This window comes from Acetobacter persici (assembly GCF_018256955.1).
In the GTDB taxonomy this organism is placed as follows: domain Bacteria; phylum Pseudomonadota; class Alphaproteobacteria; order Acetobacterales; family Acetobacteraceae; genus Acetobacter; species Acetobacter persici.
This window is the reverse complement of record NZ_JAERKU010000002.1, coordinates 273,060-298,158: the sequence shown is the minus strand read 5'-3', so window position 1 is coordinate 298,158 and position 25,099 is coordinate 273,060. Positions and strand designations below refer to the sequence as shown.

Annotated in this window: 19 protein-coding genes; 14 read left to right on the top strand and 5 right to left on the bottom strand. The window is 62.1% G+C overall.

Annotated elements, in window-relative coordinates; translation table 11 throughout:
* Positions 1-13: 13 nt before the first annotated feature.
* The 10 genes from gltX (at position 14) to JK199_RS03465 (ending at position 14,072) form a co-directional block, all read left to right on the top strand.
* Positions 14-1,420: a glutamate--tRNA ligase gene (gene gltX, locus JK199_RS03510; protein WP_208864113.1), complete on the top strand. Its 1,407-nt coding sequence runs from the start codon at positions 14-16 to the stop codon at positions 1,418-1,420.
* Positions 1,413-2,354, top strand: coding sequence for an aspartate carbamoyltransferase catalytic subunit (locus JK199_RS03505; protein ID WP_212356506.1), 942 nt, complete (start codon positions 1,413-1,415; stop codon positions 2,352-2,354). The genes gltX and JK199_RS03505 overlap by 8 nt, the downstream gene beginning before the upstream one ends.
* Complete coding sequence (locus JK199_RS03500) at positions 2,351-3,643, top strand: dihydroorotase (RefSeq protein ID WP_212373897.1); 1,293 nt, start codon at positions 2,351-2,353, stop codon at positions 3,641-3,643. Before JK199_RS03505 ends, JK199_RS03500 begins: the two co-directional genes overlap by 4 nt.
* Positions 3,643-4,284 (top strand): glycerol-3-phosphate 1-O-acyltransferase PlsY, encoded by a 642-nt coding sequence (plsY, locus tag JK199_RS03495; protein ID WP_077931645.1) that lies wholly within the window; start codon positions 3,643-3,645, stop codon positions 4,282-4,284. The genes JK199_RS03500 and plsY overlap by 1 nt, the downstream gene beginning before the upstream one ends.
* Positions 4,281-5,624 carry a DNA-processing protein DprA gene (dprA, locus tag JK199_RS03490; RefSeq protein ID WP_212373895.1) on the top strand — a complete coding sequence of 448 codons (1,344 nt, stop codon included), beginning with the start codon at positions 4,281-4,283 and terminating at the stop codon, positions 5,622-5,624. The genes plsY and dprA overlap by 4 nt, the downstream gene beginning before the upstream one ends.
* Before the next feature lie 34 nt (positions 5,625-5,658).
* A complete protein-coding gene (gene topA, locus JK199_RS03485; protein ID WP_212373893.1) occupies positions 5,659-8,400 on the top strand; it encodes a type I DNA topoisomerase in 2,742 nt (913 codons plus the stop codon).
* A gap of 3 nt (positions 8,401-8,403) precedes the next feature.
* Complete coding sequence (locus JK199_RS03480; protein ID WP_212373891.1) at positions 8,404-10,593, top strand: RNB domain-containing ribonuclease; 2,190 nt, start codon at positions 8,404-8,406, stop codon at positions 10,591-10,593.
* A complete protein-coding gene (locus JK199_RS03475; RefSeq protein ID WP_212373890.1) occupies positions 10,583-12,382 on the top strand; it encodes a S41 family peptidase in 1,800 nt (599 codons plus the stop codon). Before JK199_RS03480 ends, JK199_RS03475 begins: the two co-directional genes overlap by 11 nt.
* Entirely contained in the window at positions 12,379-12,720 is a 342-nt protein-coding gene (locus JK199_RS03470; protein ID WP_212373888.1) for a DUF1491 family protein, read from the top strand. The genes JK199_RS03475 and JK199_RS03470 overlap by 4 nt, the downstream gene beginning before the upstream one ends.
* Positions 12,721-12,920: 200 nt before the next feature.
* Complete coding sequence (locus tag JK199_RS03465; protein ID WP_077930221.1) at positions 12,921-14,072, top strand: OmpA family protein; 1,152 nt, start codon at positions 12,921-12,923, stop codon at positions 14,070-14,072.
* 175 nt (positions 14,073-14,247) lie between these two features.
* On the opposite strand, the gene cysK is transcribed toward JK199_RS03465, so the two are convergent.
* Positions 14,248-15,234 (bottom strand): cysteine synthase A, encoded by a 987-nt coding sequence (gene cysK / locus JK199_RS03460; protein ID WP_077930222.1) that lies wholly within the window; start codon positions 15,232-15,234, stop codon positions 14,248-14,250.
* A 150-nt stretch (positions 15,235-15,384) separates the two neighbouring features.
* Between cysK and JK199_RS03455 the strand changes: the two genes are divergently transcribed.
* Positions 15,385-15,834 carry an RrF2 family transcriptional regulator gene (locus JK199_RS03455; RefSeq protein ID WP_077930223.1) on the top strand — a complete coding sequence of 150 codons (450 nt, stop codon included), beginning with the start codon at positions 15,385-15,387 and terminating at the stop codon, positions 15,832-15,834.
* Positions 15,835-15,967: 133 nt separating this feature from the next.
* Here JK199_RS03455 and JK199_RS03450 read toward each other — a convergent pair whose 3' ends face one another.
* Positions 15,968-16,522, bottom strand: coding sequence for an Ig-like domain-containing protein (locus JK199_RS03450; protein WP_077930224.1), 555 nt, complete (start codon positions 16,520-16,522; stop codon positions 15,968-15,970).
* Between the two features lie 449 nt (positions 16,523-16,971).
* On the opposite strand from JK199_RS03450, the gene JK199_RS03445 reads away from it, so the two are divergent.
* From JK199_RS03445 to JK199_RS03435, 3 genes are all read left to right on the top strand, one after another.
* On the top strand, positions 16,972-17,508 hold the full coding sequence (locus JK199_RS03445; protein WP_025828473.1) for a hypothetical protein: 537 nt from the start codon (positions 16,972-16,974) through the stop codon (positions 17,506-17,508).
* Between the two features lie 108 nt (positions 17,509-17,616).
* Positions 17,617-19,641 carry a DNA topoisomerase IV subunit B gene (gene parE / locus JK199_RS03440; RefSeq protein ID WP_212373886.1) on the top strand — a complete coding sequence of 675 codons (2,025 nt, stop codon included), beginning with the start codon at positions 17,617-17,619 and terminating at the stop codon, positions 19,639-19,641.
* Positions 19,642-19,702: 61 nt separating this feature from the next.
* On the top strand, positions 19,703-20,605 hold the full coding sequence (locus JK199_RS03435) for an EamA family transporter (protein WP_212373885.1): 903 nt from the start codon (positions 19,703-19,705) through the stop codon (positions 20,603-20,605).
* Positions 20,606-20,808: 203 nt separating this feature from the next.
* Here JK199_RS03435 and JK199_RS03430 read toward each other — a convergent pair whose 3' ends face one another.
* The 3 genes from JK199_RS03430 to JK199_RS03420 form a co-directional block, all read right to left on the bottom strand.
* The gene (locus JK199_RS03430) at positions 20,809-22,329 is read right to left on the bottom strand and encodes a complex I subunit 4 family protein (protein WP_212373883.1); all 1,521 of its coding nucleotides are present in this window, start codon (positions 22,327-22,329) and stop codon (positions 20,809-20,811) included.
* Between the two features lie 127 nt (positions 22,330-22,456).
* Positions 22,457-24,529 carry a DNA mismatch repair endonuclease MutL gene (gene mutL / locus JK199_RS03425; RefSeq protein ID WP_212373880.1) on the bottom strand — a complete coding sequence of 691 codons (2,073 nt, stop codon included), beginning with the start codon at positions 24,527-24,529 and terminating at the stop codon, positions 22,457-22,459.
* Positions 24,530-24,544: 15 nt separating this feature from the next.
* Positions 24,545-25,075 (bottom strand): DUF3035 domain-containing protein, encoded by a 531-nt coding sequence (locus JK199_RS03420; RefSeq protein WP_025828480.1) that lies wholly within the window; start codon positions 25,073-25,075, stop codon positions 24,545-24,547.
* Between the last annotated feature and the right edge of the window lie 24 nt (positions 25,076-25,099).

Sequence of the window (25,099 nt, the reverse complement as noted above, 5' to 3'; positions counted from 1 at the left end):
AAGGATGCGCCCCATGACGACGATCCGCACACGCTTTGCCCCGAGTCCGACCGGCCTGCTGCATATCGGCAACGCCCGCGCGGCCCTGTTCAACTTTCTTTTTGCCCGTCATCACGGCGGCGAGTTCCTCCTGCGCATTGAGGATACCGACCGTGAGCGGTCCACCCAACAGGCTGTCGATGTTATTTTCGACGGACTGGCCTGGATGGGCATTACGGCAGATGAAACGCCTGTTTTCCAGTCCACCCGGCAACCGCGCCACACGGAAGTCGCGCTGGAACTGCTGGAAAAAGGTCTGGCCTACAAGTGCTACTGCACGCCTGAAGAACTCAAACAGATGCGTGAAGACGCAATGGCAAACGGCAAGCCGCCCCGTTACAACGGGATGTGGCGTGACCGTGACCCATCGGAAGCGCCCGCTGGCGCGCCCTATGCCGTCCGCATCAAAGCCCCGCGTGAGGGCGAGACGGTTATTGAAGATCTGGTGCAGGGCGAAGTCCGCGTCGCCAATGCCGAACTCGATGATATGATCATCCTCCGCTCCGACGGCACTCCCACCTACCAGCACGCCGTGGTGGTGGATGACCATGATATGGACATCACCCACGTTATCCGCGGTGATGACCACCTGACCAACACCTTCCGTCAGGCCATGATCTACCGCGCGATGGGGTGGGACCTGCCGCGCTTTGCACATCTGCCGCTCATCCACGGGCCGGATGGCGCCAAACTGTCCAAACGTCACGGCGCGCAGTCCGTGGTAGAATTCCGGGATGAAGGCTACCTGCCGGAAGCCCTGTGCAATTACCTGCTGCGTCTGGGCTGGGGCCACGGCGATGCGGAAATCCTATCCCGTGAAGAGCAGATCAACCTGTTTGATCTGGACGGTGTCGGTCGCTCCCCCTCCCGCATGGATTACGCCAAGCTGCTGCACATCAACGCCGTGTGGCTGCGTCAGGCGGATGATGAACGCCTGACCAACGACGTGATGGACCGTCTGAAAGCCGTTGAGGGTGTCAGCACGGATGATACCGTCCGCGCGCGCGTTCTGGCGCTGATGCCCGGCCTGAAGGAACGCGCCCGCACACTGGTGGAACTGACGGAAAGCGCTGCCTTCCTCGGCCGCCATGTGCCGCTGGACTTTAACGCCAAGGCAGAAAAAATCCTGACGCCGGAAGCCCGCACCCTGCTGGACGGTCTGGCGCGCGACCTGGCTGCGGTGGAAGACTTCACGCCGGAAAATATTGATGCCGCCCTGCGCCGCTTTGCGGAAGCTGGTGAGCACAAGCTCGGGCAGGTTGCTCAACCGCTGCGTGCGGCCGTCACAGGCTCCAACACCTCTCCGGGGATTGACGCCACGCTGGCGGCTCTGGGGAAAGATGAAACCCTCGCCCGCATCGGAGCCGTGCTGCATGGCTAGCTTTTCAGGCCGGCACTCCCGGCATCTGCTCGGTCTGCAAGGCATGACGCCAGACCAGATTGAGCCGCTGCTTGATCTGGCCGAAAGCTACGCCCTGCTCAACCGCTCCCGCAAGGTGCCAAGAGACGTGCTGCGGGGCCGGACGCTGATCAACCTCTTTTTTGAAGACAGCACCCGGACCCGCACCTCTTTTGAACTGGCAGGCAAGCGTCTGGGCGCGGATGTAATCAACATGTCTGTCGCCCAGTCCTCCGTAAACAAGGGGGAAACCCTGCTGGATACGGCGGCCACGCTCAACGCCATGCAGGCCGACCTGCTGGTGGTGCGCCACTCCCAGTCCGGCGCGCCTGCCCTGCTGGCGCAGAAGGTGGAAGCCTGTGTGGTCAATGCGGGCGATGGCACGCATGAACACCCGACACAGGCGCTGCTGGACGCACTGACCATCCGCCGCCATTGCGGCCGGTTTGCCGGGCTGACGGTCGCGATTTGCGGGGATGTTGCCCATTCTCGCGTGGCGCGTTCTGATATCCACCTCCTTACCACCATGGGTTGCAAGGTTCGCGTCGTAGGGCCACCGACACTCGTGCCGGGTGGCTTTAAAAGCCTTGGAGTGGAGGTGTTCCACACTATGGAAGAAGGGCTGCGCGGGGTGGATGTGGTGATGATGCTGCGCCTGCAACGCGAGCGTATGTCCTCCGGGCAGATCCCCAGTGCGCGGGAATATTTCCGTTTTTACGGGCTGGACCAGCGGCGGCTGGCTCTGGCGAACAAGGACGCGCTGGTCATGCACCCCGGCCCGATGAATCGCGGCGTGGAAATTGACAGTCTGGTAGCCGATTCTGACCAGAGCGTGATTCAGGAACAGGTTGAAATGGGCGTGGCCGTTCGCATGGCTGTGCTGGATCGGCTGACCCGCAGCAGGCATTCCGCATGAGCACTCTTCTTTTTGATAATGTCCGCCTGATTGATCCGACCTCCGGACTGGACCAGCCGGGCCGCCTGCTGGTGCGCAATGGCGAGATTGCAGGCACCGACAAAGCCGGAGCTGAAGGCGCACCGGATGACGCTGAAATTATTGACGGTCAGGGCGCGGTGCTGTGCCCCGGCCTTGTTGATATGCGCGTGGAAATTGGTGAGCCGGGACACGAATATCGGGAAACGATTGCCTCTGCCGCTCGTGCAGCCTCCGCCGGTGGCATCACCACCATTGCGGTGCTGCCCACCTGTGAACCCGCGATTGATAACCCCGCTCTGGTCCGCCTGCTGCGCACGCGCGGGGAGGAAACCGGCGCCATTTCCATCCTGCCTTACGGCGCGCTGACAAAAGGCTGCAAAGGGCAGGAACTGGCGGAAATCGGCCTGCTGCATGAAGCCGGGGCCGTGGCCTTTACGGATGGTGCCCGCGCGATTGACCCCGCCCGCCTGATGCGTCTGGCGCTCGCCTATGCGGGCGGCTTCGGCGCCATGATTGTCCAGCACCCGGAAGACCCCTCTCTGGCTGGCTCCGGCTGCGCCACCGCAGGGGAACTGGCGACCCGCATGGGCCTGCCGGGCATTCCGCCCGTCGCGGAAGCCATCATGATTGCGCGCGATATTCGTCTGGCGGAACTCACCGGCGGGCGCCTGCATTTTGGGCATGTCTCCACAGGGGAAGGCGTTGCGCTGATCCGGCAGGCCAAGGCGCGAGGGCTGAATGTCACGTGTGACACCGCTCCGCATTATTTTGACCTGAACGAAAACGCGATCGGCGATTTCCGCACCTACGCCAAATTCTCCCCGCCCCTGCGTGCGGAAGAGGATCGTCAGGCACTCTGTGCGGCGCTGGCCGATGGCACGATCGACGCCATTGCCTCCGACCACCTGCCCCGTGATGCGGACGATAAGCGCCTGCCCTTCGCACAGGCCGCCACGGGTGGCACGGGTATGGTCACGCTGCTGGGCGTCACGCTGGCGCGGGTGCATGACGGCACGCTTACACTGCCGCAGGCGCTGGCCTTGCTGACGCACAAACCCGCTGCACTGCTGGGCACTACCAGCGGCACGCTGGCAACCGGGGCCGCAGCAGACCTCTGCCTGTTTGCACCGGACCAGAGCTGGCTGGTGCAGGCTGGCAAACTGCCGGGCCGGGCCCAGAACACGCCGTTTGATGGCCGCCCGCTGGAAGGCCGTGTGCTGGGCACATGGAAAGGCGGCCGCCGCGTTTACGGAGCCGTAGCAGCATGATGTCCGACCTGCCCTCCTATGCGCTGTGGCTTCTCGCGGCCATGGCCTTCATGGGGTACGTGCTGGGCAGCGTGCCGTTCGGCCTGATCCTGACCAATATGGCCGGAGTGGGGGACCTGCGGAAAATCGGCTCCGGCAATATTGGCGCAACCAACGTGCTGCGCACGGGCCGGAAAGATCTGGCTGCCGCCACGCTCGGGCTGGACGCCGCCAAAGGGGCGCTAGCGGTCGTCATTGCATGGATCATGACGCCGCCGGACTTTTCGGACCGGATTCTGGCCGTCACGGCTCTGGCTGTGGTGGTCGGGCATTGCTACCCGATTTTTCTCGGCTTTAAAGGCGGCAAAGGGGTTGCAACCGGGCTGGGGGCTCTGCTGGCGCTCTCGCCCATCACCGGGCTTATCGGCTGTGCCGCATGGCTGGGTGTAGCCAAGCTCACACGTATTTCCTCCGCCGGAGCACTGGCTGCCTTTCTCATTATGCCGTTTGTAACACTGGCGCTTTACGGCTTCAGCTTTCAGGCATCCGGCAAACCGATGGCCGTGCTGCTGATCAGCCTGCTGGTGCTCATGCGGCACAGCGCCAATATCGGCCGTATTCTGAACGGCACAGAACCACGGGTTCCTCCCAAACAAAAATGAACACGCTTGTCGCCTGCCTGCGTCTGGCCCGCACCGAGTCTGTGGGGCCACGCACATGGCGGCGGCTGCTGAGCCAGTATCATTCAGCCGAGGCCGCACTGGATGCCCTCCCCCGCCTGCCCCAGCGCGGGCGGGAGCCGCTGGTTATTCCCTCACAGGACAGTATCCTGCGGGAAATTGAGGCCACCCTCCGCATGGGCGGCCATATTCTCACGCTGCTGGATGCAGACTATCCCTTTCTGCTGAAGGAAATTCCGGACGCCCCTCCCGTTCTCAGCGTGCTGGGGGATGTTGCGGCCCTGAGCCACCCCGGTATCGGGCTGATTGGCGCGCGCAATGCCTCTTCTTCCGGCCTGCGGCTGGCGGAAAGTCTGGCGACGGAACTGGTAGAAGCCGGTTTATCCGTTGTCTCCGGGCTGGCGCGCGGGATCGACACCGCCGCCCACAAAGGTGCCCTGCACCGCAAAGGCCTGACCATTGCAGCCATTGCCGGGGGGCTGGATAAACCCTACCCACTGCAGAATGCGCATCTTCAGGCCGAAATTGCCGAAAAAGGCGCTGTGATAACGGAAGCCCCGCTCGGCACGGCTCCGCTCAACCGCCATTTCCCACGCCGCAACCGGCTGATTGCCGGGCTGACGCTGGGCTGTGTTGTGGTGGAAGCGGCCCCAAAATCCGGCACTCTCATTACAGCCCGGCTGGTGGGCGACTACGGGCGGGAACTGTTTGCTGTCCCCGGCTCTCCGCTGGACCCGCGCTGCCGGGGGAGTAATGACCTGCTGCGCAACGGTGCTATACTGACGGAAAGTGTGGCGGATATTCTGCCCCACCTGCCTCCTGTTCTGCCGGAACAGCCGTGCAGAGGCCACCTGACCCCGCAATTTTTGCCTGAACCCGCTTTGCAGCGTATTTCTAAGGACTCGCAGGGGCCGCAACCCTCTTTTTCCTTAAAGCTGCCAGATGCCCCTGCCACTGAAGCCCCGACTGATAAGAACGAAGCCGCTTACTCCCCGTATCTCCGGGAAAGCAGAAACCCGAAAAACGGCACTTTTCTGCCCGTATCGCCCGCAGCATCGCCTCCGGCATCTCCCGACTTCGGCCCTGCTTCTGTCATAACAAAATCACCCTTACCCCGTGCAGAAACGTGTGAGACTGTGCGGGAAAAAGTGCTTGATCTGCTCTCCTTTACGCCCATAGCGGTTGACGATCTGGTTAGGCGCTGCCAGTTCTCAGCTTCCGCCGTCTTGACCGTGCTCACGGAACTTGAGCTGTCTGGCAGTCTGGACTCACTCCCCGGTGGGCGTGTTGTTCGTGCCGCCAGTCATGGCGAAAACGGCTGAGTCTCGATGTAGCTTCCGGCAGGTCGGAGAGAGTATGACTGACGTTGTGGTGGTCGAATCGCCCGCAAAAGCGAAAACGATCAACAAATATCTGGGCAATGACTACACGGTGCTGGCCTCCTTCGGTCACGTGCGCGATCTGCCGCCCAAAGACGGGTCCGTGCGCCCGGACGAAGATTTTGCCATGTCCTGGCAGGCCGATGAGCGGGGCAACAAGCAGGTTGCCGCCATCATCAAGGCTCTGAAGGGCGCTAAAACCCTCTATCTCGCGACTGACCCGGACCGTGAGGGGGAAGCGATTTCCTGGCACGTCCGCGCCATGCTGGAAGAGAAAAAGGCGCTTAAGGGAGTGGACGTCCAGCGCGTCACCTTCAACGAGATCACCAAAAGCGCCATCAAGACCGCCATGGCGCACCCGCGTGACCTCGATATGCCGCTGATTGAGGCGTATCTGGCCCGCCGTGCGCTGGATTATCTGGTGGGCTTCACGCTCTCCCCTGTTCTGTGGCGCAAGCTGCCCGGCTCCCGGAGTGCTGGCCGCGTGCAGTCCGTCGCCCTGCGGCTGATCTGTGAGCGGGAAGCGGAAATTGAAGTCTTCAAACCGCGTGAATACTGGACCGTGCAGGCAGCCCTCGCCACACCGTCCGGCGCGCCGTTTACCGCCCGCCTCACGCATCTGAGCGGCAAGAAGCTCGACCAGTTTGACCTGAGTAACGAGGAACAGGCCGCCGCCGCCAAAAAAGCGGTGGAAGCGGAAAACCTCGCTGTTCAGTCGGTCGAGCGCCGCAAGGTGCGCCGCAACCCGCAGCCGCCGTTCACCACCTCCACCCTCCAGCAGGAAGCCTCCCGCAAGCTGGGCATGGGGGCGCAGGTCACCATGCGCACCGCGCAGCAGCTTTATGAAGGCATTGATCTGGGCGGTGAGACCGTGGGGCTCATTACCTATATGCGAACAGACGGCGTGCAGATGGCCAAAGAAGCCATGTTCGCGATCCGGGGCCATATCGGCCAGCATATTGGCGAGGACTATGTGCCCGCCCAGCCGCGCTTCTATAGTTCCAAAGCCAAGAACGCGCAGGAAGCGCATGAGGCCATCCGCCCGACGGATGTGTCCCGCACGCCCTCTTCCGTGGCGTCGCACCTGACGCCGGATCAGCGCCGCCTGTATGAACTGGTATGGAAGCGCGCCGTGGCCAGCCAGATGGAATCCGCAGCACTGGATCAGGTTGCAGTGGATATTGCAGGCCCATCCGGCCAGACGGTGCTGCGCGCCAATGGCTCCATCATCACCTTTGACGGCTTCCTGCGCCTCTATACGGAAGGCCGGGACGATAGCGACAAACCTGCGGATGATGACTCCCGCATGCTGCCGCCCATGAAGGAAAAGGACCCGCTGAAGCGTGAAAGCGTTGTAGCGGACCAGCACTTCACGCAGCCGCCGCCGCGCTTTTCGGAAGCCTCGCTGGTGAAAAAGATGGAAGAAATCGGCATTGGCCGCCCTTCCACCTACGCGTCTATTCTGACCGTGCTGCGGGACCGCAATTACGTCACGCTGGAAAACCGCCGCTTTATTCCCGAAGCCCGCGGGCGTCTGGTCACGGCCTTCCTTGTCTCATTCTTTGAGCAGTATGTGGACACCACGTTCACCGCCAGCCTTGAAGAACTGCTGGACGATATTTCCGATGGCCGGGCCGAGTGGAAACACGTTCTGGCCAACTTCTGGAATGCCTTCTCCAAAGCAGTTGCCGACACCAAAGACCTGACGATTACCGATGTTCTGAACGCGCTGGACAAAGACCTCGGGCCGTTCTTCTTCCCGCCGCGTGAGGACGGGTCTGACCCGCGCCACTGCACCGCCTGCGGCACGGGGCGGCTCGGCCTCAAACTCGGTCGTTACGGCGCATTTATCGGTTGCTCCAACTATCCGGAATGTTCCTTCACCCGCCGCCTGTCCTCCGACAGTGCGGAAGAAGGAGAGGGCGCTGCACTGAAAGACGGCATGCGCGTTCTGGGCCAGCATCCGGAGACAGGGGAAGATATTACCGTGCGGCAGGGGCCCTATGGCCTGTATGTGCAGCAGGGTGAGCCGGACCCGGCAGACAAAAAAGCCAAACCCAAACGCGCCTCCCTGCCCAAAGGAATGGACGGGGAAGCCATTACGCTGGATCAGGCTGTCGGTCTGCTCTCCCTCCCTCGCCTTGTCGGCCTGCATCCGGAGAGCGGGGAACCGATTGAAGCCGGTCTGGGCCGGTTTGGCCCCTATGTGAAAATGGGGGCGATCTACGGGTCTCTCGACAAGGATGATGATGTTCTGACCATCGGGCTGAACCGGGCGGTCGATGCGCTGGCCAAAAAGCTGGCTTCTATCCGCTCAATGGGCGCGCACCCCAAAGACGGGGAACCCGTCATGATCCGCAAAGGCCGCTTTGGCCCCTATGCGCAGCATGGCAACATGGTCGCTACCCTGCCGCGTGGCACGGACATGAATGAAGTCACGCTGGATGAAGCTGTGGCTCTGCTGGCTGAAAAAGGCAAACCTCTGAAAGCCAAAGCGGGTGCGGCCAAAAAGAAGACCACGACCAAAACCGCTGCTAAAAAGACCGCAACCAAGGCCGAGGCAGAGCCTAAAAAAGCCACCAAAAAGGCTGCGACCAAGACCACGACGACCGCTAAAAAAACAACCGCCCGTAAAACAGCCGCCAAAAAAAGCACGGCTGAAGACGGGGCTGAGGCTCCGGCCAAAAAGCCAGCGGCACGGAAGAAAAAGGCGGACTGACCCGTGCAGAAAAGATCGGGGGCCGCAGCTCTGCCTGACCCTGCGGCCCTCCGGACTTTTCTGGAAGCAGACCGCACCCCTGTCTCTCCTCCGGATATCCTGCGGGCCTTCGGCCTGCCTGCGCATCTGAAAGCCGCCCTGCGGACCCATCTGCACGCCATGGCCGTTGCGGGGGATCTGGCTTTGCTGCCGCCCGGCAGGCTGAAAGGCGTCACGGGCCTGCCCGAGACGGCCCGCGCCATCGTCACCCGTATAGGCCGCGCTGGCCTGCCTCTGGCCCATCTGCCGGATGACCCAGCAGGCAGCACGGTCGCCCTCGTGACCACGCATCTTGACGGACACCTGATTCTCCCCGGTGATGCGCTGATCCTCCGGCTACGCCCCGCCGCAGGCCGCACCCGGCGGGAAGGTCGCCCAATCCGGCTGCTCTCCACAGCGCCCCGCCAGATTGCCGCTGTTTTTCAGACCGCGCCTGACCGGCTGATCCCGTGTGACCGCAGACTGACTTTTGTGCTGGACATCGCACCCGGCGCAGCCGCCCCACACGCTATGGCGGATGATGTTGTGCTGGCGGACCTGCTCCCCACACAGGACGGCCAGCCGCTACAGGCCCGTATCCGCACGGTTCTGGGTCCGGTCACGGCAGCGGGCATGCCCGCGACCCTCAGCCTGCTGACCCACAACATCCCGACAGAATTTTCAGCAGAAGCAGAGCAAGAGGCACTCCGGGTGGCGCAGCATCCTGCGGAACCTGGGGCCTCTGACGCATCCTGCGCCGTTGCGGAAACGACAGTCCCCGTGAAGCGCGCCGACCTCCGCGCCCTGCCGCTTGTCACGATTGATGACGCAACAGCGCAGGACTTTGATGATGCCATCTGGGCAGAGCAGACCCCGGACGGATTTCGACTGATTATCGCCATTGCGGACGTTGCCCATTATGTCGCCCCCGGCTCCGCGCTGGATACCGAGGCCCGGTTGCGGGGCAATTCGGTCTATCTGCCGGGACGCGTCGTACCCATGCTCCCGCCTGCCCTCTCTGCCGGGATCTGCTCCCTCAAACCGGGGGAAGACCGGCTCTGCCTGTTTGCCGACCTTCAGATAACGCCCGCCGGACAGATCCGCACGGGCACGCTGGGCCGGGGCGTTATGCGGAGTGCTGCCCGCCTGACCTATCAGGATGTGCAGCAGGTTCTGAAAAACCATACTGCCACACCAGACCAGCCCGCAGCCCTGCCCCGCAGCCCGGTTCAAGCGCCCGCCAAGGCACAGGCACAGGCACAGGCACAGGCACAGGCACAGGCACAGGCACAGGCAGGCGGCCTCCTTTCCCCTCATTTGCAAGAGCTGAGTCTGACCTTACAGGCGGCGGCTCTGGCATTGCAGGCGGATGCAACGGCCCGTGGCGTGCAGACGCAGCCGGAAGAAGACTATCGCGTTACCCTCAACGCGGACGGACAGCCTGCCGATTTCTCGCTACGTGAGCGCCTGCCCGCGCATGATCTGGTGGCGGCGTTCATGATTGCCGCCAACCGTTTTGCGGCAGGAGAGCTGATCCGGCATCATGCCGCAGGTCTGTTCCGGGTGCATCCGGCTCCCCCGGCCCCTTCGGCCACCCGCACAGGCGGCCCGCGCCTGCCTGCCCGCATGCAGGCCCGCTATGCGGCTCTGCCGGGGCAGCACCACGGGCTGGCGCTGGAACATTATACGCACTTTACCAGCCCCATCCGGCGCTATGCGGATCTTGTGACACACCGCGCACTACTGGCCACCCTTGAGCAGAACGCACGCAATCCAGCATCCCGCCAGCCGGATGGCACGGACCTCCCCGCGCTTGCAGAACATCTTCAAATGACGGAACGCCGGGCCGCTTCTGCCGTTCAGGCTTGTCAGGACAGACTTGCTGCCATTTTTCTCACCCCGCTGATCGGGCACACTCTGGAGGCACACATCACTTCGGCCACCCGGTCTGGCCTTGCCGTGACATTGACGAAAACGGGAACTCCGTCTTTCCTTTCCTTCCTTGCCTTGCCGGATGATTCAGGGATGCATGACGACTCGCGACCACTGCGCTCAGACCTCAGTTCAGGAACCCGCTTCCCGAACAGCGGAGTGCTGCCCGTCGTTCTGAACGCAACCAGCCCGGCTCAGGGCACCCTCACTCTGGCTTCTGCTTCCGCCCGCCATGCCAGCTAGTACGGCCCGCCGCCTCCTGCCTGTTCCGTTGCATCGTGCGCTCCCCGGCCTCCTGATAGCAATCATTCTGATCTCTCAGCCCGTGCCGCTGCGCGCGCAGAGCAGCGCCCAAACGCCCCGGCCGGACAGCCTGCCATCAACCCAGCCGGACGCCCCGCAGGCAGCCACACCTGCGGCAGCACCGGCCGTGCCCGCCGCAACATCCCCGGTGGCTCCAGTGGCCCCGGCAGCCCAGCCAGCCGCACCGGATGCTGCCGCCAGCACTCCCTCCCCCAACCCGCCAGAAGCAGCGGAAGCTGTGGAGCCAGATAAACCCGTTGTGGATATGGGGCTGGTCCATTCCGTCATTGCCACGGCGCTGGAGTTTCTGGCCCCGCGCACACTGGATGCCCACACCAGCCGGGACTTTACCCTGTGGGGTCTGGGCTGCCTGACAGCACTCGACCCGATGCTCACGCTGGATACGCGGGGGGCTGATATCCGCCTTCTGGCCGGGCAGACCAGCCTGCTTGCCCAGCCTGCCCCGCCTGCGGACAGCGTGGAAAAATGGGCCAAACTGGCCGTGGACTTTATCGCCGCCGCCCGGGCCCATTCCACGGCTGTCGGCACTGCCAGCCGGGAAGATCTGGTGCAGGCGTTTTTTGATGAACTGTTCAACCATCTCGACCCCTATTCCCGCTATATCGGCCCCTCCTCCGCCACAACAGACCGGCATGCCCGTGTGGGGGGAGAAGCCGATGCTGGTGTCAGCCTGACCCGCAAGGGCCGGGATATCGTGATCTCCGCCGTCAACGCCAACGGACCGGCATGGACCGCGACAGTTGACCCCGGTGACAAACTTCTTGCCGTCAACAACCGGCTGACCGCCGGGCAATCGGTTGAAACCGTAACAGGATGGCTACAGGGTGAGGAAGATTCCCGCGTCAGCCTGCGCCTGCTCTCCCCCGGCCAGCGGCGCGGCCATACTGTGGTCGTCCGCCGGGCAAAAGTGCCGCCGGAAACCGTTTTCGCCTTTGCCAGCGGGTCTCTCGTGGTGCTGCGCGTCACTTCTTTTTCTTCTGATACGGCAGAAGAAATGAGCCAGTATCTGGATCAGGCCACACAGGACCCTAGTCTGAAAGGCCTGATTATTGACCTGCGGGGCAACCGTGGCGGTGTGCTGCAACAGGCCGTCACCGCTGCCGCGCTGCTGCTGGACCGTGGGGTTGCTGCCGTAACCGACGGGCGGGACCAGCAGGCCAACCATATCTGGGCTGTGCAGGGTGGTGACATGACAAACGGCCTGCCCATTGCCATTCTGGTCGACGGACGCACGGCGAGTGCGGCGGAAATTCTCGCCGCGGCTCTGGCTGACCATCGTCGCGCCGTGGTGATCGGCAGTTCCACCCTCGGCAAAGGGCTTGTGCAGACTGTGGCGCAGTTGCCGGATGAAGGGGAACTGTTCGTCACGTGGAGCCGGGTCATTGCTCCGCTCCACTGGCCGTTGCAGGGGCTGGGCGTTATGCCGCAGCTCTGCACCAGCCTTGGGGAAGCCGAAACAACACGCCAGATACATGACCTTGCCGCAGGCAAGCTGGATAATCAGCCTGCGGTTGAAGCATCCCGCCTTGCGCGCTTCCCGCTGCCGGTCCCGCGTATTCTGGCCATCCGCAAGGCCTGCCCGGCTGCACTGGGGAGCGACAAGGATCTGGACGTGGCCCGCGCCCTGCTGGAAAATCCGAAATGGTATAAAACCGCCATTGCCGCCATGCCGGAGGACTCCGATTCAGCCCCGGCGGTCACGCATTGATGGCCAGCCCGCGCCTGCGTTCTGACATTGTGGCCCGTGCCCTGCTCCGCCAGTGCGGGCAGGATGGCAGGTCTGCCATGATGCTCCGGCGGGGAGACCCTGATGCCGGAGGGATTCTGGTGGTGCTGCTGGGGCGGAATGGCTCCGCCGTCGTCCTGAGCCAGACCCGCACGGCGGAAGGCGAGGCTGCATGGGTAAAATGCTCAGGCGAGACACCTCTTCCGCCCGAAGAAACACAGGCCTGCCTTGACCGGCAACTGCGGTACGACCCGGACCTGTGGGTTCTGGAAGTGGAAGCACCGGACTTCAGACCTCCGTTTGAAGCAACGCTGCTCTGACAAGATTTAACACTGTGTGACTTATGTCACACGCCTGACACACTGATTATCCTCAAAACCGAGGTGTTTTTGAAAACTGTTTCCACAAGCTGTTGCACACAACGCCAGTTTACAGCAAAGAAGGCAGGCATATGTGCCACGTGCACCAGGACCACAATGCCCGGCCACTGCGGAAACAGTGCCACAGCAGGGAGAAGAACATGACGCTGCGCCAAGGCCTCCTCGCGCAATCACTGCTTTCTGCACCGTTGGTGGCAGGTTTCCTGCTGTGTGCCGCGCCCGCCATGGCTCAGCCCGTTCAGGGTCTGTATATTGCGGGGGAAGGCGGCGCCACCTTCAATCAGGACCAGCGCGTCCGCACATCCAACATGTTCCCGGACGGGCGTGACCGCTGGCGTACCGGTGCAACCGGAATCGGCTCCATTGGCTATGGTCTGGGCAATGGCTTCCGCGTGGAAGTGGAAGGCGATTACCGGAACCAGACCTATCAGCGGTTTGTGACCAATTCCCTAAGCAGCCGCGCCGATGGCCGCCGCCAGACCTACGGCGTGATGGCTAACGCCCTGTTTGACATGGATGTGGGCAACCCGTTCATCTTCCCGTATTTTGGCGCGGGTGTCGGCTATGGCTGGACGGCGCTGAACACGTCCATCACGGCACCGGGGAACCAGCTTTCCCAGCATGTCGGCGGCACGTTTGGCAATTTTGCCTATCAGGGCATTTTTGGTGTCGCCTTCCCGACGCCGTGGGTGGTGGGGCTGTCCTTTACGGCGGAATACCGCTTCTGGACCATGCTTGGGCCACAGTCTCACGGCTCGTCCGCATGGGGCACCATTGGCGGGGCCAACCAGTCCAAGCCCTACAGCTTTGCCACGGGCAACCGGGACACCAAGACAGACTTCAACCATTCGCTGATGCTCGGCCTGCGGTATGAGTTTAACCCGGCTCCCCCGCCGCCAACGCCGGGAGCAGAACCCACGGCCGCTCCGGCCCCGCAGCCTGCCCGCAGCTATCTGGTGTTTTTTGACTGGGATAAGTCCGAGCTGACGGATCGCGCCCGCTCCATCGTGGCGGTGGCGGCTCAGGCAACCACCCATACCAGCCTCACCCGCATTCTGGTCTCCGGCTATACAGACAACTCTTCCGCGTTCCCCGGCCAGAAACGCGGGGAGGCTTACAACATGAAGCTGTCTCTCCGCCGCGCCGAGATCGTGAAAGCGGAACTGGTGCGGGATGGCGTTCCGGGCGCCACAATTGATATCCACGGCTATGGTGAACAGAATCCGCTGGTAAAAACCGGCCCCAACACCAAGGAAGCCCAGAACCGCCGCGTGGAAATCATCTTCCGCTAAGGTTGTAAAACCTTCCGCGCCTCCGGCCCCTCACGGTCTGAGAGGGCGAAACAAAAAACGCTGCCCGGTTTCAGACCAGTGCAGCGTTTTTTATTGGGTCAAAGCCTGCATCCTCCGGGCGAGAACTGAGCCTGCCTTCGGCAAGCCCAGCCTCCCCGCTCTTCAGCCCTGACTGTTACAGCCCGGAAAAGAGGGATGTGGACAGATACCGCTCCGCGAAGGACGGCGCGATCGCGACAATGGTTTTGCCTTTAGACTCCGGCTTTTTTGCTACCTGAAGCGCTGCATGCAGAGCCGCACCGGAGGAAATCCCAACAGGAATCCCGTCCAGACGCGCGCAGCGGCGGGCAGCGGCAATGGCTTCACGCTCAGACACCGTAATCACCCCATCCAGCAGCTTTGTATTCAGGGTAGCGGGGCAGAAGCCGGGACCAATCCCCTGAATTCCGTGCGGGCCAGGTTCATCCCCGTTCAGAATGGCGCTTTCGGTCGGTTCCACACCAAATACCTGCAAGCCTTTGCGGCGCGCCTTGAGCGTCTCGGCAATCCCTGTCGCGGTGCCACCTGTGCCAACACCGGCAACCACCACATCAACCTTGCCGCTGGTATCCACCCAGATTTCTTCTGCCGTGGTGGCAGCATGGACTGCGGGGTTGGCCGGGTTGTCAAACTGGTCCGGCATCCACGCATCCGGCGTTTCCCGCAGGATTTCCCCGGCGCGGGCAATAGCACCGGCCATGCCCAGACGTGCGGGGGTCAGTTCCACCTGCGCATCCATCAGGCGCAGCATCCGCCGCCGCTCGATAGACGCCCCTTCCGGCATGGTCACAATCAGCCGGTAGCCGCGTGCAGCCGCCACAAACGCGAGAGAAATCCCGGTATTGCCGGAGGTGGGCTCCACCAGCACCGTGCGTCCGGGCGTAATGCGCCCTGCCCGCTCTGCTTCCAGCACCATCGCCGCGCCAATCCGGTCCTTGACCGAACCCAGCGGGTTAAAAAATTCCAGCTTGAGCAGAAGGCGGCATTTCAGCTCTTCCTCACGCATCAGATGCGGCAGCGCGACCAGAGGCGTCCCGCCTACTACCCCAACAACCGAGTCGTACACCTTGCCGCGCGGCGCGGCAAAACCGTAATCCCCTCCGGATTTATCAGAACCTGTCATGAATCTGCCTTTTCTGCGGATCTTTTTTCATAGCGTGTTTATAATACGAATGATCAACGTAGATAAACAGGGGAACGCCTGCTATATCTCTATGTCATTCATGTTTAACGACAGATTTGCCTTTTTCTGAGGTGAAAGGAAACCAGACCTATGATCCTGCGCCGGGACAGAGCCATGACCGCCGTTCTCATCATGCTGGATGTTGCATTTCACGCAGGGCGCTCCGGCACCGTCAGTGCTGCGGATATTGCCGAACGCTCCGCTCTGGCCCGCCGCGGGATCGAGCCGCTGCTTCAGGCGCTCTCCCGCACCGGCCTGCTGGAAAGTATTCGCGGGCCACGCGGGGGCTACAGGCTTGGCCGCCCGCGCCGGGATATTTCTCTGGTGGATATCATCAATGCCGTCACGCAGGATGACAGCAACGGAGATGATGGCCCGCAGGGTCCGCTGTTCAGCAAGGTGATCGAACCGTGCTGGAAGCAGTTTGACAAAGAACTGACCGCCCAGATGAAAAAGACCACGCTGGATGATCTGGTGAAAAAAACCGAAAGCTGCGGCCTCAAACGCCCGCTGAGCGAACCGATTTCCTTCTCCATCTGAAAATCCGGCCACAGAACAGGCCAACAAAAAACGCGCTGCACCGAAAACCCGGTCGCAGCGCGTTTTTTATGAAAACCGTCCTTCAGCAGAGCAGCGTCCCCACCCATGAGGAGACGCTGACCGGACAGAAAACTTATTTCTTGTGAGTCACCACACGACGACGGGTCGTGACGGCTTTTTTGCCTTTGGACGCCGTCGTTTTGGCTTCCTCAGCTTTGGCGGCGACCGGAGCGGCTGCGCTGGGCAGCACCACACCTGTTGCATCAACCTGTGCCGTCACTGTCAGGCGGGTGCGTTTTTCACCCGGTCCCGGCACCAGAATAGCCGTGAACGTGTCCTGACCAGCATATCCCATGGTGGGGGTGTAGGTCACATGCGTATCGTTATCCAGGCTGTACAGGAACGCCTTACCGTGTTCCGGAGCCGGAGAAACGCCGAAGGACGCATAGGCCTTACCGCTCTCCTGAGAGACCTTCAGGTCACACAGGCCATCGTCAGACCGCACCGTCATGGTGGTGCTCAGGCTGCCATCCGCGGCTTTTTTCAGCGGCGTCGTCTGGCAGACGGCGGATTTCTTCATATACCCGAACGGGTTGGGGGACCCGGACGTAACTGGACCACCTGTAGTTGCACAGCCGGCAAGCATACCACCAGTTAGCGCCAGAACGGCAATTCCTCGCAAGCGCACTCGACAGCTCCGCTTCACTATTTATTAAGTACACATGAACCTTCTGCGCACTCTATGGCGGGCAAATCGGGCAAACTTATGCCCGCATCCCGCTGTGCCACATGATTCGTCTTTGCCTTTAGAACATACTGAAGAAGGAAGAAAGGGGGGGATGGAGCATCTCCCCGCACGGCTGCCTCACTTTTGAAAACACGACATCATTTTGCCTGAAATTAAGCGTCTGAAAGCTCGGAACTGTGTCATTCCTGTGTTTTGGCCTGCCGGACGCAACAGAGCATCCTGCCTGCGGAAATGTTGAGACGCGGTATGAAAAAATACTTCTATCTTTCTCTGCTGAATACGCTATTTCGTTTATCAAACCTTGTACAAACCGTTTCATACGCTGAGCCTGCCGGGGAGACCTTGCTATGAAGAGGCACGCCCGCTCCAGCCTGTATCGGAGGACCTGCATGTCTTTTTCCCGTTTTGTTGCCGCTGGCGCCGTTGCTTTTGGTCTGCTGCACAGCACCGTCACCTTTGCCGCTACCCCGTGCGGCCACTCCTCCGCGCATGAAGCGTTTAATATTCAGGCTCTGAAAAGTGAGCTGATGGTTACGGCTCTCTCCTGCAACGCGCAGGACCGCTACAATGCGTTTGTCGGCAAGTTCCGCACGACGCTGCTGAATGAAGAGCAGAAGCTCAATACCTATTTCCGCACCACCTACGGCCGTAGCGCCCAGCGTGAGCATGATGATTACATCACGCAGCTGGCCAACATTCAGTCTGAAAAAGGCCTCCAGTCCGGTACCATCTTCTGCATGCAGCGCCTCGCCATGTTTGATGAAGTCAACGCGCTGGAAAATTCTGAAGATCTGGCCAACTACACGGATGCCAAGGACGTAACGCAGCCAGCCTCTTTTGAAACCTGCGCAGCACCGGCCGTGTCTTCCCACCCGTCACGCCCCGCACGCCGCACGACGAAGGCAAAAACCACCCGTCGCGCTTAACAGTCTTTTGATAACGGCGGATGGCATCGCGTTCCGGGCCCGGCCATCCGCCCGCTTCTGATCAGGCCTGCTTGACGAATCAGTGACAAAGCGGGACAGACCATATCCATGAGCGATCTGTTTTCTCCGCCCCCGTCTTCCCGCAAGCCTGCTGGCAAAGCCGCGACCAAAGCTGAGACCAGCCCTCAGGCCTATGACGCCAGCGCCATTGAGGTTCTGGAAGGGCTTGAGCCTGTCCGCCGCCGCCCCGGCATGTATATTGGCGGCACGGATGAGACAGCGCTGCACCACCTCGCCGCCGAGGTGCTTGATAACGCTATGGATGAAGCCGTGGCAGGCCACGCCTCGGCCATTGATGTGCGGCTTGACCCTGATAACCGCCTGACCATCCGCGATAACGGGCGCGGGATTCCGGTTGATGCGCATCCGCGCTTCCCGGATCGCTCGGCGCTGGAAGTTATCCTCACGACCCTGCACGCAGGCGGCAAATTCTCCGGCAAGGCCTATGCCACGTCTGGCGGTCTGCATGGTGTCGGCTCCTCCGTCGTGAACGCCCTGTCCTCCCGCATGGATGTGGAAATTGCACGGGACCGCGCCATCTGGAGGCAGGCCTATGAGCGCGGCAAGCCCGTCACCGCGCTGGAAAAAGTAGGCCCGACGCAAAACCGCCGTGGCACACAGATTACCTTCCAGCCGGATACACTCATTTTTGGCACACATGTTTTTGTGCCATCCCGGCTTTACAAACTGTGCCGCTCCAAGGCGTTCCTGTTCCGGGGTGTGACCATCCGCTGGTCCTGTGATCCTTCTCTGATCAAAGCCGGGGATGAAACGCCTGCGGACGCCACGCTGCATTTCCCCGGTGGTCTGGCTGACAGCCTGACGGATGAACTCGGAGCCTCCGCCCCGCTGCTCACGCCGCTCTGGGCGGGGGATGCCAGCCTGCCTCCGGCGGCGGACGGCACGGATAATGGCCGCGTGGAATGGGCCGTGGCGTTTCTGGAAAGTGGCACATCCGCCCTTGCCTCCTACTGTAACACCATCCCAACCCCGCAGGGCGGCACGCATGAGACGGGCTTCCGCAATGCGCTAGTCAAGGGCCTCCGCGCGTGGGGGGAGCAGCGGTCCAATAAAAAAGCGGCTGCCATTACGGCGGAAGACGTACTGGGCATGATTGCCGCCAAGCTGTCTGTTTTTATTCGGGACCCGCAGTTTCAGGGCCAGACCAAGGAAAAGCTGACCTCTTCCGAAGCAAGCAAACTGGTGGAAACCGCCCTGCGGGACCGGTTTGACCACTGGCTGGCCCAGAACCCGCCTCAGGCGGATGCGCTGCTGACCTTTGTGATTGAGCGCGCGGAAGAACGCCTCCGCCGCCGTGAACAGAAGGATACCCCGCGCAAGAGTGCGACCCGCCGCCTGCGTCTGCCCGGCAAGCTGACGGACTGCACACGTGAACGCGCGGAAGAGACGGAAATCTTTCTGGTGGAGGGCGACTCCGCCGGTGGCTCCGCCAAACAGGCCCGTAACCGGGAGACGCAGGCAGTCCTGCCCCTGCGCGGCAAGATCCTGAACGTCGCAAGTGCCACCACAGAAAAACTCCGCGCCAATCAGGAACTCAAGGACCTGATTGAAGCCCTGGGCTGCGGCTCAGGGGACCGGTTTGACCTCAGCAAGCTGCGTTACGGCCGCGTGATTATCATGACCGATGCTGACGTGGACGGCGCGCACATTGCATCACTGCTCATGACCTTCTTCTATCGGGAGCTGCCGGAGCTGATCCGTAACGGGCATCTCTACCTCGCCCAGCCGCCGCTCTACCGGCTCACGCAGGGCGCGCACTCCGTTTACGCAATGGATGATGCGGACCGTGAACGCAAAATGAAGACCGCCTTCAAAGCACGGGGCAAGATCGACGTCTCCCGCTTTAAAGGTCTGGGGGAAATGCCCCCGGCTGACCTGAAGGAAACCACCATGGACCCCAAACGCCGCACCCTGCTGCGTGTGGTGGCCCCGGCGGAAGACCGGCTGGCCACACGGGAGAGAGTGGAAAGCCTGATGGGCCGCAAGCCCGAACTGCGCTTTGCCTTTATTCAGGAACATGCCCAGTCCGTTGGTGAATTGCTGGATGTATGATCCAGCCTCCTTTTTCTAACATCATGTTCGGCATGCTCCGGACGTTTCAACAGGTCTGAGCATGCCCGCCTCCTTTGCGAACAGCCCTGTCAGAGAACGCCTTCTGGCCCTGACACAGCTTGTCGGCAGCATGATCTGCCTCCAGTTTGGCTCCTCACTGGCTAAATCCCTGTTCCCGCTGTTTGGCGCGGCAGGGATGGTCGGCCTGCGCACGGCGTTTGCCGCAACGGCTCTCATGCTGTTTTTCCGGAGCTGGCACGCCATCTCCCGCCGCACTGTGCGGCTTGTCCTGCCCTATGGCGTTGCCATTGCCGGGATGAACCTGTGCTTTTATCTGGCGCTGGAACGTATTCCGCTTGGCATGACTGTCGCGATTGAATTCACAGGTCCGCTCTTCCTCGCGTTTATCGGCTCCCGCAGGCTGGCGGATATCGGCTGGATTGTGCTGACGGTGCTTGGTCTGTGCATGCTGCTGCGGCCTGATACGGCGGCCCTGCCGGATATGATCGGCGTGCTCTATGCCGTGGGGGCCGCCATCTGCTGGGCGCTGTATATCGTTTTTGGCAAGCGCATGACGGGCAAACTTTCCCCCGGTCATGCCTGCGCTCTGGGGCTGCTCTCAAGCGCGGTCATTCTGTTTGTGCCGTGCTTTACCCCGGCCTTCCTGATCGGCCTGCATCATCCCCTCCTGCTGGGGATGGCGGTGCTGGTGGCCCTCAGTTCCTCCGCCCTGCCTTACGCGCTGGAAATGCAGGCCATGCACCGGCTCTCCGCGCGGGATCTGGGGGTGCTGTATAGTCTGGAGCCCGTCTGCGCCGCCTGCGCTGGTATCCTGCTGCTGCACGAAACCCTGTCCCCTCTGCGCATGGGCGGTATTCTGTGCATCGTGCTGGCCTCCGCGGGCACCGTGCTGACGCCGGGCAAAAAAGGCCCGCCAAACGAGCAGCCGGAACTGCCGCAGTAATCTTCCCCCCAACGGCACACGCAAACCCAACAGCAAACACGCACTCTTAACAAACACACACTCTTAAACTGCGGGCTTGCTCAGACAGCGGGGAGTTCTGGCACCCGCTCAGGCAGACTGAAATCAGCCTCCAAACGTAAAAAGAGACGGTCTGCCCGCCCCTTTTTGACACACGTCCAACAGTGAAGACGTCTTCCGTCCCGTTATCGCGCCGCCAGATGCAGCGCGGAATCGGCAGACAGCGCGGCTGTGGCGGACGTTGCCCCATGATGCACAGCCTGCATCACCACCGGGTCAAACAGGCGGGTAAAGCTGCCCGGGTGAATCCCCATCCAGAGCGTGACAAGCGCCAGCGGTGCCAGCACCGCCACTTCCCCCACGCTCAGATCCCGCAGGAGATGCACAGTGCCCTGCAAACCGCCAAACAGCACCCGGCGATACAGAGAGAGCATATACACCGCCCCCATAATCATGGTGCCCCCGGCCAGCAGCGCAACCCAGAACGAGACGTGGATTGCCCCCATCAGCACCAGCAGTTCCCCTACAAAGGAGCCTGTGCCGGGCAGGCCGATATTGGCCATGGTGAACAGCATGGTCAGCAGGGCAAGCACCGGCATCTGCCGTGCCACGCCACCCAGAGCAGAAATCTGCTGTGTGTCTGAGCGCAGCGCCACAGCCGAAACACAGAAGAACAGGGCGGCAATCACCACCCCGTGCGAGAGCATCTGGAAAATAGCACCGTCAATCCCCTCCGCCGTCAGCGTGAAGAGGCCCACGGCAATCATGCCCATATGAGAGAAGGAGGAATACGCCACCACCCGCTTCATGTCCGTCTGAGCAAAAGCTACAAAAGCGGCGTAGAGAATGGCCACAACCCCTAGCGCCAGCACATAGGGCGCAAACAAATGGGCGGCATCCGGGAACATCAACACGCCAAAGCGCAGCAGGCCATACGCGCCGGTTTTGGAAAGCACGCCGGAGAGCATGGCGGAGGCGGGTGCCGGTGCCTCAGAATACGCATCGGGCAGCCAGGCATGCAGCGGGAACAGCGGCAGCTTGACGCCAAACGCCAGCAGGAAGGCCAGCAGCAGCCAGCCTTGCAGCGAGTGGGAGAAACCGGCCTGCATCAGGGCCGGGATATCCGTGGTGCCAGCCTGCTGCCACATCACGATCAGCGCGATGAGCATGAACAGCGAGCCACCGAACGTGAACAGGAAGAACTGTAACGAGGCCCATGCCCGCTTCGGCCCGCCCCAGATGCCGATCATCAGGCTGGCCGGGATCAGCGTTGCTTCATAAAACACGTAAAACAGTAGCAGGTCCTGCGCGGAAAACAGGCCAAACAGGGCGGTTTCCAGCATCAGCATGGCCGCGACAAACTCGCGCCCCTGCGTGCGGATGCTCCGCGCGCCCGCCGCCATAGCCAGCGGCGTGAGAAAGGCTGTGAGCAGGATGAAGACCAGCGAAATCCCGTCCACCCCGGTATGGTAGGAAATACCGGCGTCCGAAATCCAGCCCAGCCGGGTTTCAAACTGAAGGCCGGGGGTTGCCGGGTCAAAACCGCACCACAGCGCAACACTCAGCGCCAGAACAGCCAGACTGGTGCCTAACCCTAAACGGCGGGCCAGAAGATCCTGCGCCGCCCCTCCCCGGCAAAAAAACCAGGCGACGAGCGCACCTGCCAGAGGGAGATACGTTATGAGTGACAGCAGAGCATGGGGCACGGCGTTTTTACCATCCGGATTGCATGACTTTACCCAGACCCTGCGCTTTTTTAGGAAGAGAAACCAGAGAGGCCCTGTTCACGATCCGCAGAGCAGCCGCCACGCCTGTATGAGCAGGCGCGGGCGTTCAGCGCCTGCCGAACATCTTTTCCAGATCGTTTTTTGTCAGCTTCAGCCATGTCGGCCGCCCGTGGGAACAGGTGCCCGCGCGCGGTGTGGCTTCCATCTGCCGCAGCAGGGCATCCATTTCTTCCCGCGTCAGCCGCCGCCCGGCACGGATGCTGCCATGGCAGGCCATCCGGGCAATAACAGCATCCAGCCGCCCGTCCAGCGAGGGCATTTCCTCCGGAGCACCTGCATCATCCGCTTCCAGCTCTTCCGCCAGATCCCGCAGCAGTCCAATGGCATCCGTGCTGTTCAGCATGGCGGGTAGCGCCCGCACCAGGACGGCGGTGCCGCCAAAGGCTTCCAGTTCAATCCCCAGTTTTGCCAGCATCTCCTGCCGGCTGAGCAGAAGCTCCACCTGCCCGCGCGGTAGTTCGACCACATCCGGCACCAGCAGGCGCTGCCCGCGCACGCTGCCGCTGAGAAACTGCTCCCGCAGCCGTTCATGCGTCAGCCGCTCATGCGCCGCATGCTGGTCCACCAGCACAAGACTGCCATCGGCTGCCACGGCAATAATGTAGGTGTCCAGCACCTGCGCGACTGCGGCCCCCAGCGGATGTGCCGCGGCCTGCTCCGCCGTAACCGCAGCAGACGGATACTCTCCAGCTCCAGACGACTCCGCGCCACCCGCGTGCCCCCTATCCCAGCCGGACATACCCGCCCCGGAAGGCGCAGATGGCTCGTTCCACGGGATAGGAGCTGGCATCGTGCCGCCCGGCTCATGCTGCACAGCCCCGGCCTGAGACAGCTCCGGCTGCGGGAGACTTTGTCCGGAAACATCAGCCCCCGGCATAGTCCCGCCCGGTAAAGGCGGCAGCATCCGGGCGGATGGCGTATCACCCAGCCCCAGTCGCGGCTCCGCGAAACTGCCCTGCGCCGGATACGCTGCCGGACGCAGCCCCGGAGCGGACACGGCACCCGGCTGCGCCGTGTTTTCCGGCGGATACCAGATGCGGCCCGGCCGGACGGCAGAAAACGATGGGCGCACCCCAACATTGCCCGCCCCGGCCTCCAGAGCGCGCCCCAATGTTCCGATCACCAGAGAGCGGACAGACGCTTCATCCGCAAAGCGGAGTTCCGTTTTGGCAGGATGGACGTTTACGTCCACCCGGTCTGGCGGAATAGTCAGCATTAGTGCCACTACCGGGTGCCGCCCATGCTCAATCACGCGGCGATAGGCCACGCGCACGGCCGTTTTTAAAACCGGGTCCACCACCGGGCGACCATTGACCAGCATAAACTGCCCTGCCGCCGTGGCCCGATGCACGGACGGGCCACAGGCAAAGCCGGAAAGCGTCATGCCATCCCGCTCACCATGAATGGTCAGAAAGCCATCCGCCTCATTTGCCCCCAGCAGGGCCGCCGCGCGAGACGCCATGTCCTGCGCTGGCAGGTCAAACACCACACGGTCATCCAGACTGAAGCGAAAGGCCGTGTCCGGCACCGCCAGCGCCAGACGGCGGATCACGCTTTCCGCATGCCCCCCTTCAACGCGCGGGCTTTTCAGAAATTTACGGCGGGCCGGGGTGGCAAAAAACAGATCTTCCACCACAACACTGGTGCCGGGTGCGCCTGCGCTGGGTTCAGGCGCAAAAACCTTGCCGCCCTCAACGCGGATTTTCCACGCTCCACTTTCCCCATGCGGGCGGGACGTAATGCTCAGGCGTGCCGCAGCGCCGATGGAGGGCAGCGCCTCTCCCCGGAACCCAAGGGTGCGGATATGTACAAGGGATTCGTCCTGCAATTTGGACGTGCAGTGGCGTTCAACCGCCAGTGTGAGTTCCTCCGGGAACATGCCGTTCCCGTCATCCGTCACAATAATCTGGTCAATTCCGCCTTTTTGCAGGCTGACATCCAGCCGCTTCGCTCCGGCATCAATGGCGTTTTCCACCAGTTCCTTCAGGGCAGCCGCCGGGCGTTCAATCACCTCACCCGCAGCAATGCGGTTGACCAGAACCTCCGGCAACCGCCGCAGCGTGGGCCGCAGCGGTAACGTGCCGGAAGGGTCAGACGTGCAGGAAACCGGGTCCGACATTGTCAGACCTCAGGCTCAGAACAGGCCGGATTTTTTAGGGTGAACCGTGGGGGTCACGCCTTTGGTGGGTTTATCCCCAAGGGCGGCGTTGGCTTTCAGGCGACGATTTTCCGCATCCGAATCGACCGCGGAACCTGCATTGCCGCCTTTCCAGAACATCAGCTGGCTGACAAAGCCTGACCCGGCAGCGCCAAGTTCACCTTCGTCCGGTGCGTCAGAGGCTTCCGCTGCCTCATTCACCAGAATGGTCTGAGCCCCGCTGGTATCCCCGTTAGTGCCGCGCAGAGCAACATCCGGGGAGAGCGTTTCCAGAGCCTGCAGGCGTTCACTTTCATCCTGCGGGCGCTCTGCCCCGCTCACCGGCTTGGCCAGCGCATCCATGGGCGGCATGGACAGCGGCGCACGGGTGGTGACGGTATATTCATCCGGCATACTGCGTTCCAGACCGAACGCACGGGCGGCTTCGGAGCCGGAGCATCCGGTCAGCATTACGCAGCCACCAACAAGAAGCAGCGGAGAAATCAGTGTCGAGACACGGCGCGCCATCTTCTGTCTTATATCCTTCCTGCC